The organism is Kluyvera cryocrescens NBRC 102467 (genome assembly GCF_001571285.1).
Lineage (GTDB): Bacteria > Pseudomonadota > Gammaproteobacteria > Enterobacterales > Enterobacteriaceae > Kluyvera > Kluyvera cryocrescens.
Map to the genome: position 1 here is coordinate 154599 of NZ_BCTM01000010.1, position 12867 is coordinate 167465.

12 protein-coding genes are annotated in these 12867 nt (G+C 52.2%); 7 read left to right on the plus strand and 5 right to left on the minus strand.

Annotation, left to right across the window (positions count from 1 at the left end; genetic code table 11):
- Window positions 1-135: 135 nt before the first annotated feature.
- The 4 genes from clpX to bolA all read right to left on the minus strand — a co-directional run bounded on the left by clpX (window position 136) and on the right by bolA (window position 4361).
- A complete protein-coding gene (gene clpX, locus KCR01S_RS08600) occupies window positions 136-1410 on the minus strand; it encodes an ATP-dependent protease ATP-binding subunit ClpX (RefSeq protein ID WP_061282109.1) in 1275 nt (424 codons plus the stop codon).
- A 134-nt stretch (window positions 1411-1544) separates the two neighbouring features.
- Window positions 1545-2168, minus strand: a complete 624-nt coding sequence (clpP, locus tag KCR01S_RS08605) for an ATP-dependent Clp endopeptidase proteolytic subunit ClpP (RefSeq protein WP_052283859.1) — start codon at window positions 2166-2168, stop codon at window positions 1545-1547.
- Between the two features lie 241 nt (window positions 2169-2409).
- A complete protein-coding gene (gene tig, locus KCR01S_RS08610) occupies window positions 2410-3708 on the minus strand; it encodes a trigger factor (protein WP_052283860.1) in 1299 nt (432 codons plus the stop codon).
- A 335-nt stretch (window positions 3709-4043) separates the two neighbouring features.
- The gene (gene bolA, locus KCR01S_RS08615) at window positions 4044-4361 is read right to left on the minus strand and encodes a transcriptional regulator BolA (RefSeq protein ID WP_052283861.1); all 318 of its coding nucleotides are present in this window, start codon (window positions 4359-4361) and stop codon (window positions 4044-4046) included.
- 298 nt (window positions 4362-4659) lie between these two features.
- Between bolA and KCR01S_RS08620 the strand changes: the two genes are divergently transcribed.
- The 7 genes from KCR01S_RS08620 to cyoE all read left to right on the plus strand — a co-directional run bounded on the left by KCR01S_RS08620 (window position 4660) and on the right by cyoE (window position 12018).
- On the plus strand, window positions 4660-5238 hold the full coding sequence (locus tag KCR01S_RS08620) for a lipoprotein (RefSeq protein WP_061282180.1): 579 nt from the start codon (window positions 4660-4662) through the stop codon (window positions 5236-5238).
- Between the two features lie 45 nt (window positions 5239-5283).
- The gene (ampG, locus tag KCR01S_RS08625) at window positions 5284-6759 is read left to right on the plus strand and encodes a muropeptide MFS transporter AmpG (RefSeq protein WP_061282111.1); all 1476 of its coding nucleotides are present in this window, start codon (window positions 5284-5286) and stop codon (window positions 6757-6759) included.
- 471 nt (window positions 6760-7230) lie between these two features.
- Complete coding sequence (cyoA, locus tag KCR01S_RS08630; RefSeq protein ID WP_061282113.1) at window positions 7231-8178, plus strand: cytochrome o ubiquinol oxidase subunit II; 948 nt, start codon at window positions 7231-7233, stop codon at window positions 8176-8178.
- Between the two features lie 19 nt (window positions 8179-8197).
- Window positions 8198-10189 (plus strand): cytochrome o ubiquinol oxidase subunit I, encoded by a 1992-nt coding sequence (gene cyoB / locus KCR01S_RS08635; RefSeq protein WP_061282115.1) that lies wholly within the window; start codon window positions 8198-8200, stop codon window positions 10187-10189.
- On the plus strand, window positions 10179-10790 hold the full coding sequence (locus KCR01S_RS08640) for a cytochrome o ubiquinol oxidase subunit III (protein ID WP_052283865.1): 612 nt from the start codon (window positions 10179-10181) through the stop codon (window positions 10788-10790). Before cyoB ends, KCR01S_RS08640 begins: the two co-directional genes overlap by 11 nt.
- Window positions 10790-11119 (plus strand): cytochrome o ubiquinol oxidase subunit IV, encoded by a 330-nt coding sequence (locus KCR01S_RS08645; protein ID WP_052283866.1) that lies wholly within the window; start codon window positions 10790-10792, stop codon window positions 11117-11119. The genes KCR01S_RS08640 and KCR01S_RS08645 overlap by 1 nt, the downstream gene beginning before the upstream one ends.
- 11 nt (window positions 11120-11130) lie before the next feature.
- Window positions 11131-12018 carry a heme o synthase gene (cyoE, locus tag KCR01S_RS08650; RefSeq protein WP_052283867.1) on the plus strand — a complete coding sequence of 296 codons (888 nt, stop codon included), beginning with the start codon at window positions 11131-11133 and terminating at the stop codon, window positions 12016-12018.
- Between the two features lie 51 nt (window positions 12019-12069).
- Here the strand turns inward: cyoE and KCR01S_RS08655 are convergent, their stop codons facing one another.
- Complete coding sequence (locus tag KCR01S_RS08655; protein WP_061282117.1) at window positions 12070-12828, minus strand: IclR family transcriptional regulator domain-containing protein; 759 nt, start codon at window positions 12826-12828, stop codon at window positions 12070-12072.
- Window positions 12829-12867: the final 39 nt, after the last annotated feature.

The following is a 12867-nucleotide window of genomic DNA, read 5'->3' on the forward strand; positions in this document are numbered from 1 at the left end:
TGTGCTTCACACAACCATTAACATGTAACCAGTATATGGGGATGTATTCCACACATTCAACGCTATGAATCAGGAAAAATAAAAGGGGAGATAAAATCCCCCCTTTTTGATTAACTGATTGTATGAACTGGTGAATTATTCGCCAGATGCCTGCTGCGCTTCCGGCTTGCCATAAATTAGCAGCGGTTCGCTTTGACCGGCAATCACCGACTCGTCGATAACCACTTTTTCAACGTCTTCCATCGAAGGGAGATCGTACATGGTTTCGAGCAGCGCCGCTTCCACGATTGAACGCAGACCACGGGCACCGGTTTTACGGCTCATGGCTTTCTTCGCGATAGCGTCCAGCGCTTCGTCACGGAACTCCAGATCGACACCTTCCAGATTAAACAGCGCCTGATACTGCTTGGTCAGGGCGTTTTTCGGCTCTTTCAGGATCTGAATCAGCGCTTCTTCGCTCAGCTCAGTCAGCGTTGCAACCACCGGCAGACGACCGATGAACTCAGGGATCAGACCAAATTTGATCAGATCTTCTGGCTCTACCTGGCTCAGCAGCTCGCCTTCGCTGGCTTTATCCGTTTTCGATTTCACGGTTGCGCCAAAGCCAATACCCGAACCGGTTTCAACGCGGTTACCAATCACTTTATCCAGGCCGGCAAATGCGCCGCCGCAGATAAAGAGGATCTTAGAGGTATCAACCTGCAGGAACTCCTGCTGCGGATGCTTACGCCCACCCTGCGGCGGAACGGCAGCCACGGTGCCTTCGATAAGCTTCAGCAGAGCCTGCTGTACGCCTTCGCCGGACACATCGCGCGTAATCGACGGGTTGTCGGATTTACGCGAGATCTTGTCGATTTCATCGATGTAAACAATACCGCGCTGCGCTTTCTGTACGTCGTAGTCGCACTTCTGCAGCAGTTTCTGAATAATGTTTTCAACGTCTTCACCCACATAACCCGCTTCGGTCAGCGTGGTGGCATCGGCCATGGTGAACGGAACATCCAGCAGACGCGCCAGCGTTTCCGCCAGCAGGGTTTTACCGGAACCGGTCGGGCCAATCAGCAGAATGTTACTTTTGCCAAGCTCGACGCCGTTGCTGGTATCACCGTTACGCAGACGTTTGTAGTGGTTGTAAACCGCAACAGCCAGCACTTTTTTCGCCTGTTCCTGACCAATGACATAGTCATCAAGGTGGTGGCGAATTTCGTGTGGCGTTGGCAGCGCGCTGCGTTCACGATGCGGCGCTACTTCTTTAATCTCTTCGCGAATGATGTCGTTACATAAGTCGACGCATTCGTCGCAGATATACACGGATGGGCCGGCGATGAGCTTACGCACTTCGTGCTGGCTTTTGCCGCAAAAAGAGCAGTACAACAGTTTGCCCGAGCCATCTTTGCGTTTATCTGTCATGAGTCAAAACCTCTTTTTAAGTTCTTTGTGCCGCATATGACGACGCAAATGCCATTCTTAAGCGCAAGCTGCTACGCGAGCGTTGTGCCGCCTCTAGTAGTATATACCCTGCGGCGGCACGTGCCGTCATGACATTAGTTACGCTGACTCAGGATAGAGTCAACCAAACCATACTCCACAGCTTCAGAGGCAGACAGGAAACGGTCACGTTCTGTGTCACTTTCAATCTGCTCTAAAGATTTGCCGGTATGGTGCGCCATAAGCTCATTCATACGTCCTTTCACTTTCAGGATCTCACGGGCGTGGATTTCAATATCCGTCGCCTGTCCCTGATAGCCGCCCAAAGGCTGGTGAATCATCACGCGGGAATTCGGCAAGCAGAAACGCTTGCCTTTTGCGCCTGCCGTCAGCAGGAACGCGCCCATGGACGCCGCTTGCCCCATACAGATGGTGCTAACGTCCGGCTTAATGAACTGCATGGTGTCATAGATAGACATCCCAGCGGTAATCACGCCACCCGGGGAGTTGATGTACAGGTAAATATCTTTTTCCGGGTTTTCCGCTTCCAGAAACAGCATTTGCGCCACAATCAGGTTCGCCATGTGGTCTTCCACCTGGCCGGTCAGAAAGATAACGCGCTCTTTAAGCAGACGGGAGTAGATATCAAAAGAACGTTCGCCACGGGAGGTCTGCTCAATGACCATCGGCACCAGGGCCATGTGGGGTGCTAAGTTATCTCGTTCGCCACTGTATGACATGTCCGTCTCCTGGATAAAAAATAATATAGCCACAGCATTCTGATTATAGAGATGTGGCGAGTGATTCGTTCCCCCAGTAATGGGTACGATCTTACCCTATTTCAAGCATAACAATATTTTGTTGTTACGCTAATACCGAAAAGCCCTTTTATCACGCTCGCGTTGGCTATCGCTGCAATAAAAAAAACCCGTCACCAAAAGGCAACGGGTTTTTCTCAAAACCGTAAACCGGAAAGCGAAATTACGCCTGCTGGTTCATCAGTTCATTGAAGGAAGTTGCTTTTTCAGTCACTTTCGCTTTTTCCAGAACCGCTTCAACAGCCTGTTCTTCCAGAGCGACGCTGCGCATGTTTTCCATCAGCTCTTTGTTTTTGCTGTAGAATTCAATTACTTCTTTCGGATCTTCGTAGGCAGAAGCCATTTCTTCGATCAGGGTAGCAACGCGTGCTTCGTCAGCTTTCAGCTCGTGGGTACGAATCACTTCACCCAGCAGCAGGCCAACAACAACGCGGCGTTTCGCCTGCTCTTCGAACAGTTCGCGAGGCAGTTCCATCGCTTGCTGCTGGTTGCCACCGAAACGCTGTGCAGCCTGACGGCGCAGAACGTCGATTTCGCTGTCGATCAGGGCAGCAGGAACGTCGATTTCGTTCGCCTGCACCAGGCCTTCGATCGCCTGAGTTTTAACACGGTTACGTACCGCGCCTTTCAGCTCGCGATCCATGTTTTTACGCACTTCAGCACGCAGACCTTCTACGGAACCATCTTCAACGCCGAAACGTTTGATGAATTCAGCAGTCAGTTCTGGCAGTTCACGTTCTTCAACTTTCTTCAGGTTGATAACGAATTTAGCCGCTTTACCTTTCAGGTTTTCAGCGTGGTATTCTTCTGGGAAGGTCACGTCGATGGTGAACTCTTCGCCGGCTTTGTGGCCTTTGATACCGTCTTCAAAGCCTGGGATCATACGACCCTGGCCCATTGCCAGTACGAAGTCAGTCGCTTTACCGCCTTCGAATTCTTCGCCGTCTACGGAGCCAGAGAAGTCAACGGTTACGCGGTCTTCTGCGTCAACTGCGCCGTCTTTGTCTTTCCAGGTTGCCTGCTGCTTGCGCAGGGTGTCCAGCATGCCGTCAACGTCAGCTTCGGTCACTTCAACAACTGGTTTTTCAACTTCGATAGCGTCCAGACCTTTCAGTTCAACTTCTGGATAAACTTCGAACTCTACTGCGTAGGTGAAGTCTTCACCCAGTTTGTATTCGCCCGGAACGTAGTTCGGTGCGCCAGCTGGGTTGATCTTCTCTTTGATGATCGCATCAACAAAGTTGCGGCTCATCAGGTCACCCAGCACGTCCTGACGCACGGAAGCGCCATAACGCTGAGCAACAACATTCATCGGTACTTTACCTTTACGGAAACCGTCAATGCGTACTTTTTTCGCTACGTTGACCAGCTCGCTTTTTACAGCGTTTTCGATGCTGTCAGCAGCGATAGTAATCGTTACACGGCGGCCAAGGCCCTGAGTGGTTTCAACTGAAACTTGCATCTTGTTACCTCAAAAAAATCACAGTGCTCGGTCAACTCTGAATCATGCCTTGCTGTACTGGGACGTTATCTTTAAATCAGAAACACATTCCCTGTAGCCAGAATCATCCCGAAGACATTCCGAAAAATAAGACGCAGCATTATAGCGGCATCACTTTTATGAGTCGAGAACGGTTATCACGCGTTGCTGCGGCATTTTTCACAATTCCCGGCTAATTTTTGTCTGAATACTGTCTTTGGCGCTCAAAATTCAGACAAAACAAAACGGCCCGCAGGCCGTTTTCTCATATTCTGTACGCAACATACTGGAAAAGTTCCGCGTTGCAAATGCCTTTTCTACGCGATAGTGCCCGCTCCACGGCATGGTGGTGAAGCAATGACGGTATCTTGCAAACCCTCCCACTCTTTTCGCGTATAAGTGTGCAATGCCAGTGCATGTACGGTAGAAGCAAACTCCTCTGTGAGGGTGCCGTAGATCATTCGGTGGCGATTCAGGAACCGCTCGCCGGTGAATCGATCGCTGACCAGCACAACTTTAAAGTGGCTCTCAGAACCTGCCGGTACGTTGTGGCGGTAGCTCTCATCGACAACTTCCAGGAACACAGGATCAAACGCTGCCCTTAATTTTTCTTCGATTTGTTCACGCATCATCATGATATTACTCCTCCGACAACGTTAAGATGCCGCCTATCCCTTTAAATGTTAGCCGCTTTTACTGACTCCATTACACAAAGGCAACAAAAAATTAGCGTTCGCGCCATTTTATTTGTCAAGTAGATGAAGTTAACGCCTTTTACAATCCGTTTTCATCTGAAATACCCCTGTTTTTTGTATGCTCGGGCAGAAAAACATCAACACGATGAATTTACATGCATTGCCTACTTCCCCTCGCCGTTGGCAATGTTATGATGACGGGGATTATCAGTAAACAATGCGTTTTGAGACCCCTAACATGTTAAAAAAAATCCTCTTCCCCTTGGTAGCACTGTTTATGTTGTCAGGCTGCGTAACGCCTCCAACCACCGTTGACGTGTCACCTAAAATTACGCTGCCACAGCAGGATCCAAGCCTGATGGGCGTTACCGTCAGCATCAACGGCGCCGACCAGCGTCAGGATCAGGCGCTGGCAAAAGTCACCCGCAACAACCAGTTGGTTACCCTTACCGCCTCTCGCGACCTGCGCTTCCTGATGCAAGAAGTGTTGGAAAAACAGATGGCTGCGCGTGGCTACATGATCGGCCCTAACGGTGCGGCAAATCTGCAGATTATCGTAAGCCAGCTGTATGCGGACGTTTCCCAGGGTAACGTGCGTTACAACATCAATACCAAAGCGGATATCGCTATCATCGCGACCGCGGCAAACGGTAACAAGATGACCAAAAACTACCGTTCGAGCTATTCCGTAGAAGGCGCATTCCAGGCCTCTAACAAGAATATCTCCGACACAGTTGATAGCGTACTGACCGATACCATCGCGGATATGTCCCAGGACACCACCATCCACGACTTTATCAAGCAGAACGCACGCTAATCCCTTCACAGACCCGGCTCAGGCCGGGTCTGAACGTTAAAGCCAATGTCTAATCACTATCTGCGAATATTTCAGCAACCGAAATCAGCCATTCTGCTGATTCTTGGCTTTGCCTCCGGTTTACCCCTTGCCCTGACGTCAGGGACGCTGCAGGCATGGATGACGGTCGAGAATATCGACCTCAAAACCATCGGTTTCTTTTCGCTGGTCGGACAGGCCTACGTCTTTAAGTTTCTTTGGTCACCGGTGATGGATCGCTATACGCCGCCATTTTTAGGGCGTCGTCGCGGCTGGCTGCTGGCCACTCAATGTTTATTGCTGATTGCTATCGCGGCAATGGGCTTTCTTGAACCCTCAACGCAGCTCCGATGGATGGCTGCGCTGGCGGTGGTTATTGCCTTTTGCTCCGCGTCTCAGGATATCGTTTTTGACGCCTGGAAAACCGACGTGTTGCCAACGGAAGAGCGCGGCGCGGGTGCCGCTATCAGCGTGCTGGGCTATCGCCTGGGGATGCTGGTCTCCGGTGGTTTAGCGCTGTGGCTGGCAGATAAATGGCTCGGCTGGCAGGGCATGTACTGGCTGATGGCCGCTTTACTGGTGCCATGCATTATCGCCACCCTGTTCGCCCCTGAACCTAGCGACGTCATTCCGGTGCCCAAAAGCCTTGAACAGGCGGTTGTTGCGCCGCTGAAAGATTTCTTCGGCCGCAACAACGCCTGGCTTATTCTGCTGCTGATCGTGATGTATAAGCTCGGCGATGCTTTTGCCATGAGCTTGACGACCACCTTTTTAATTCGCGGCGTCGGCTTTGACGCCGGCCAGGTCGGTATGGTCAACAAAACGCTCGGCCTGTTCGCCACCATTCTCGGTGCGCTGTACGGCGGAGTATTGATGCAGCGCCTGACGCTCTTTCGCGCGCTGCTGATCTTCGGCATTTTGCAGGGGGTCTCCAACGCCGGTTATTGGATGCTGTCGGTCACTGACAAACATATCTACTCCATGGCAGCGGCAGTATTCTTTGAAAACCTGTGTGGCGGTATGGGAACGGCGGCGTTTGTCGCGCTGCTGATGACCTTATGTAACAAGTCCTTCTCGGCCACCCAGTTCGCGCTGCTGTCGGCGCTTTCCGCCGTCGGCCGCGTTTACGTCGGGCCCATTGCCGGTTGGTTTGTTGAAGCCCACGGCTGGCCAACGTTCTATCTGTTCTCCGTCGTGGCTGCGGTCCCAGGGATCCTGCTGCTGCTGGTCTGCCGCCGGACGCTAGAATACACCCAGCAAACCGAACAGTTTATGCCGCGAAATAGCTACAGCGGCGGCTATCGTTTTGCCCTGCGTTTACTGCTGATTGGCGTTATCTTATTGGGCATCTGGCTGCTGATGTTAGTCAGTAACGCGCTGAATCTTACCGCTCTGAACGGCTCTGGAATGCTGCTGGAAGCTGGCGTGCTGGTTGCCTTTGCCGGGATTGTATTTGGCTGCCTGCTGGATTATCTGGCATTGCGCAAAACGCAGTTTCGATAAATACGTAAAAAATACGACTAATACGCTGTAGTCACGATACGTAATAATAACGACCGCAGCGTAAATAAAAAAAATATTTGTGCTTTTGTGCGCTTTAGAATTCTGGAAATTATTGGAACGTCTCAACTACGCTTTATTTCATTAACCGATTCAGCACGATGACAATTATTTTTTCGTTTTTGAATTGTCTATTATTTGATGATTAATTGTTAATTATTTGTATATTTTTGACAATGGTTATACCAATTGCCCTCTTTACCCCCACCTGAGGTCCCCTTTCGTTATAACACCCGTACTCTGGGCTTCCCGCCTGAAAAATAGACATATTTGGCAACATCTGTGACAGGCGCGGCAGAACCCGGTAACACATAACTGACAGAGCACCAATGATGTTTACAGTAATGTAACCTTCCCGTAAAATGCCCCCACACTTTAAACGCCACCAACACCCCGTGGAATTGAGGTCGTTACATGAGACTCAGGAAATACAATAAAAACTTGGGATGGTTGTCATTAATCGCCAGCACTGTATTACTCAGTGGCTGTGATTCTGCACTACTTGACCCCAAAGGACAGATTGGACTGGAGCAGCGTTCGCTGATACTGACGGCTTTTGGCCTGATGATGATCGTCGTGATTCCCGCCGTCTTAATGGCCGTTGGTTTCGCCTGGAAGTACCGTGCGAGCAATAAAGATGCGAAGTATAGCCCTAACTGGTCACACTCCAACAAAGTTGAAGCTGTGGTCTGGACAGTGCCAATTCTTATCATCATCTTCCTCGCCGTACTGACCTGGAAAACCACACACTCTTTAGAACCGAGCAAGCCGCTGGTTCATGACGAGAAACCTATCACCATCGAAGTGGTTTCCATGGACTGGAAATGGTTCTTCATCTACCCGGAGCAGGGCATTGCTACCGTTAACGAAATCGCTTTCCCAGCGAACGTTCCGGTGCAGTTCAAAGTGACCTCCAACTCCGTGATGAACTCCTTCTTTATCCCGCGTCTGGGCAGCCAGATTTACGCCATGGCCGGTATGCAGACCAACCTGCATCTTATCGCTAACGAAGCGGGTACCTACGACGGTATCTCCGCCAGTTATAGCGGCCCGGGCTTCTCTGGTATGAAGTTTAAAGCCATTGCAACGCCGGATCGTGCCACATTCGATCAGTGGGTCGCTAAAGCGAAACAATCTCCGAACACCATGGATGACATGGCGGCATTCGAGAAAGTGGCTGCACCGAGCGAATACAACAAGGTGGAGTACTTCTCCAGCGTGAAACCAGATTTGTTTAAAGCAGTCACAGGCAAATTTATGGATCACGGCAAGGGCATGGACATGTCCAAACCTGAAGGCGAACACGCATCGCACGAAGGAATGGAAGGCATGGACATGAGCCACGCGGAATCCGCTCACTAAGGGGCCGAGGAAGAAAACGATGTTCGGAAAATTGACACTGGATGCAGTGCCGTTCCATGAACCTATTGTCATGGTTACGGTCGCTGCCATTATCATCGGTGGTCTGGCGTTACTCGCCTTGATCACTTACTTCGGTAAGTGGTCCTACCTATGGAATGAGTGGCTGACTTCGGTTGACCACAAAAGACTCGGCATCATGTATGTCATCGTCGCTATCGTCATGCTGCTGCGTGGCTTTGCCGATGCCGTCATGATGCGTAGCCAGCAGGTGCTGGCCTCCGCCGGGGAAGCAGGATTCCTGCCGCCTCATCACTACGACCAGATCTTTACCGCCCACGGCGTTATCATGATCTTCTTCGTAGCGATGCCGTTCGTTATCGGTCTGATGAACCTTGTGGTTCCTCTGCAGATCGGTGCGCGCGACGTGGCATTCCCGTTCCTGAACAACCTGAGCTTCTGGTTCACCGTTGTCGGCGTTATCCTGGTTAACCTGTCTCTGGGCGTTGGTGAGTTTGCACAGACCGGTTGGCTGGCGTATCCACCGCTCTCGGGAATTGAATACAGTCCGGGCGTCGGCGTTGATTACTGGATTTGGGCACTTCAGCTCTCCGGTATCGGTACGACCCTGACCGGTATTAACTTCTTCGTGACCATCATCAAGATGCGTGCACCAGGTATGACGATGTTCAAGATGCCAGTATTTACCTGGGCATCTCTGTGCGCCAACATCCTGATTATCGCCTCCTTCCCAATTCTGACGGTTACCGTCGCGCTGCTGACCCTGGATCGCTATCTGGGCACCCATTTCTTTACCAATGATATGGGCGGCAACATGATGATGTACATCAACCTGATTTGGGCCTGGGGTCACCCGGAAGTGTACATTCTGGTACTGCCTGTCTTCGGCGTGTTCTCCGAAGTGGCGGCAACCTTCTCGCGTAAACGCCTGTTTGGCTACACCTCACTGGTGTGGGCAACCGTGTGTATTACCATCCTGTCGTTCATCGTTTGGCTGCACCACTTCTTCACCATGGGTGCGGGCGCGAACGTAAACGCCTTCTTCGGTATTACCACGATGATTATCGCCATCCCAACCGGGGTGAAGATCTTCAACTGGCTGTTCACCATGTATCAGGGCCGCATCGTCTTTAACTCTGCGATGCTGTGGACCATCGGCTTTATCGTGACCTTCTCGGTCGGCGGTATGACCGGCGTTCTGCTGGCAGTGCCAGGCGCGGACTTCGTGCTGCACAACAGCCTGTTCCTGATTGCCCACTTCCATAACGTCATCATCGGCGGCGTAGTCTTCGGCTGCTTCGCAGGTCTGACCTACTGGTGGCCAAAAGCCTTCGGCTTCACCCTGAATGAAACCTGGGGTAAACGCGCGTTCTGGCTGTGGATCATCGGCTTCTTCGTGGCATTTATGCCGCTGTACGTGCTGGGCTTCATGGGCATGACCCGTCGTCTGAGCCAGCAGATTGATCCGCAGTTCCACCCAATGCTGGTTGTTGCAGCATGCGGTGCAGCGCTGATTGCCTGCGGTATTCTCTGCCAGCTGATTCAGTTCTACGTCTCTATCCGTGACCGCGACCAAAACCGCGATCTGACCGGTGACCCGTGGGGCGGCCGTACGCTGGAGTGGGCAACCTCTTCCCCACCTCCGTTCTACAACTTTGCCATTGTGCCGCACATTCACGAACGTGATGCATTCTGGGAAATGAAAGAGAAAGGTGAAGCGTACAAACAGCCTACCCAGTATGAAGAAATTCATATGCCGAAAAACAGCGGCGCCGGCATCGTGATTGCCGCCTTCGCAACGGTATTTGGTTTCGCCATGATCTGGCACATCTGGTGGCTGGCGATTGCAAGCTTTGCTGGCATCGTTATCACCTGGATTATCAAGAGCTTTGACGAGGACGTGGATTACTACGTGCCGGTTGCAGAAGTCGAAAAACTGGAAAATCAGCATTTCGATGAGATTCATAAGGCAGGGCTGAAAAATGGCAACTGATACTCTGGCGCATAACGCCCACGCGCACGAACATGGGCATCACGATACCGGACCGATGAAGATCTTCGGCTTCTGGATCTACCTGATGAGCGACTGCATTATCTTCGCCAGTCTGTTCGCCACCTATGCCGTTCTGGTGAACGGCACTGCGGGCGGCCCGACCGGTAAAGATATCTTTGAACTGCCGTTCGTTCTGGTTGAAACCGCACTGCTGCTGTTCAGCTCCATCACCTACGGCATGGCGGCTATCGCCATGTACAAAAACAACAAGAGCCAGGTAGTTTCCTGGCTGGCGCTGACCTTCCTCTTCGGGGCAGGGTTCATCGCGATGGAAATCTATGAATTCCATCACCTGATTGTTGAAGGTATGGGTCCGGATCGCAGCGGCTTCCTGTCAGCGTTCTTCGCTCTGGTAGGTACCCACGGTCTGCACGTGACTTCCGGTCTTATCTGGATGGCGGTGCTGATGGTGCAGGTTTCCCGTCGCGGCCTGACCAGCACTAACCGTACGCGTATCCTGTGCCTGAGCCTGTTCTGGCACTTCCTGGACGTAGTATGGATCTGTGTGTTCTCCGTTGTTTACCTGATGGGGGCAATGTAATGAGTCATTCTAACGATCACAGCGGCGCTTCCCACGGCAGCGTGAAGTCCTACATGACAGGATTTATCCTGTCTATCATCCTGACGGTTATCCCGTTCTGGATGGTGATGACGGGCAGCGCGTCGCATGCGGTAATTCTGGGGACCATTCTGGTCACCGCTGTTGTGCAGATCCTGGTACACCTGGTGTACTTCCTGCACATGAACAGCAAGTCTGACGAAGGCTGGAACCTGACCGCGTTTGTCTTTACCGTGATAATCATTGCCATCGTGGTGGTAGGTTCAATCTGGATTATGTGGAACCTGAACTACAACATGATGGTTCACTAAGAGCGGCGAGTATGTTTAAGCGATACCTGCAAGTTACGAAGCCTGGCATCATTTTTGGCAACCTGATCTCCGTGATCGGCGGTTTCCTGCTGGCCTCCAAAGGCCACATCGATTACCCGCTGTTCGCCTGGACGCTCATCGGTGTGTCTCTGGTGGTCGCCTCGGGTTGTGTTTTCAACAACTACATCGATCGTGACATCGACCGTAAGATGGAACGTACGAAGAACCGAGTGCTGGTTAAGGGATTAATTGCGCCAAAAACGTCGCTGGTCTACGCCACCTTGCTGGGTCTCGCTGGCTTCATGCTGCTGTGGTTCGGCGCCAATCCCCTCGCCTGCTGGCTGGGGGTGATGGGGTTTGTGGTTTATGTCGGCGTTTACAGCCTGTACATGAAACGCCACTCCGTCTACGGCACCCTGATTGGCTCTCTCTCCGGCGCGGCGCCGCCGGTGATTGGCTACTGTGCCGTAACCGGTGACTTCGACAGCGGCGCGTTGATTCTGCTGGCTATTTTCAGCCTGTGGCAGATGCCTCACTCCTACGCTATCGCGATTTTCCGCTTCAAGGATTATCAGGCAGCGAACATTCCGGTTCTGCCGGTGGTGAAAGGCATCTCCGTGGCGAAAAACCACATCACGCTGTACATCGTGGCCTTTGCTGTCGCCACCCTGATGCTCTCGCTGGGTGGCTACGCTGGGTATAAATACCTGGTGGTTGCCGCGGCGGTCAGCGTCTGGTGGTTAGGCATGGCGCTGCGCGGTTACAAAGTGGAAGATGATAAGGTCTGGGCGCGCAAGCTGTTCGGTTTCTCTATCATTGCCATTACCGCGCTTTCTGTGATGATGTCCGTCGATTTCATGGTGCCGAATTCGCAGAACCTGCTGACTTACGTCTGGTAAGGTTTGTTCGGTGTAAAAAAACCCGCTTCGGCGGGTTTTTTATTATCTGGATTAGGCCACCAGCATCGCCTGCGCGCTGTAGAGCAGATCCAGATGATTGCGGCACATCGCCTCCAGCGAAGTCCGCGATTGATGGCTGGTCAGGCTCAATGCCCCCCAATACAGCCCTTCCCTGTCCGCCAGCGGCACTGCCACCACCAGCATGCCAATTTCAAACTCCTGCTCAATGGTGGCATATCCCTGCCGGCGAACCTGCGCGATTCTCTCCATTAACGTGACAATATCGGTCACCGTGTACGGCGTTCTCTGCTCGCGAGTGACCTGCTGCAGCACGGCCTCACACTCCGACTCCGGCAGCGATGCCAACCACAGTCGTCCCCCGGCAGTACAGTGTATCGGTACGCGCTCGCCCAGACGTACTGAGGTCGAGTTGAACGGCGTATGCTTGCTGCGGGCGATATAGACCAGTTCGTTATCATCAATCACGCCAACGGAAGCATGCTCCTCCGCCCGGCTGGCCACGTATTCTACAATCGGTCGCACCATCCGCGGAAACTGTGCTGAATCCACATAGGCCTGCCCCAGACGCAAATTTTTAGCCGTCAGCCAGTAGTAGCGCCCGTCGGTATCCAGATACCCGTCGTGTACCAGCGTAAGGAAAAACCGGCGGGCGGCGCTTTGCGTCAGACCGCTCATTTTTGCCGCCTGCGGCACGGTTAAGCGGGGATTCGCCTTCGAGAAAAGCTGGATCAGCGCCAGCCCTTTTTGCAGCCCGACGATCAGATCGCGCTGATGAATCTCGTTTTGCATAGTTGCTCACACTTTTGCAACATGAAAGGTCGATTACTG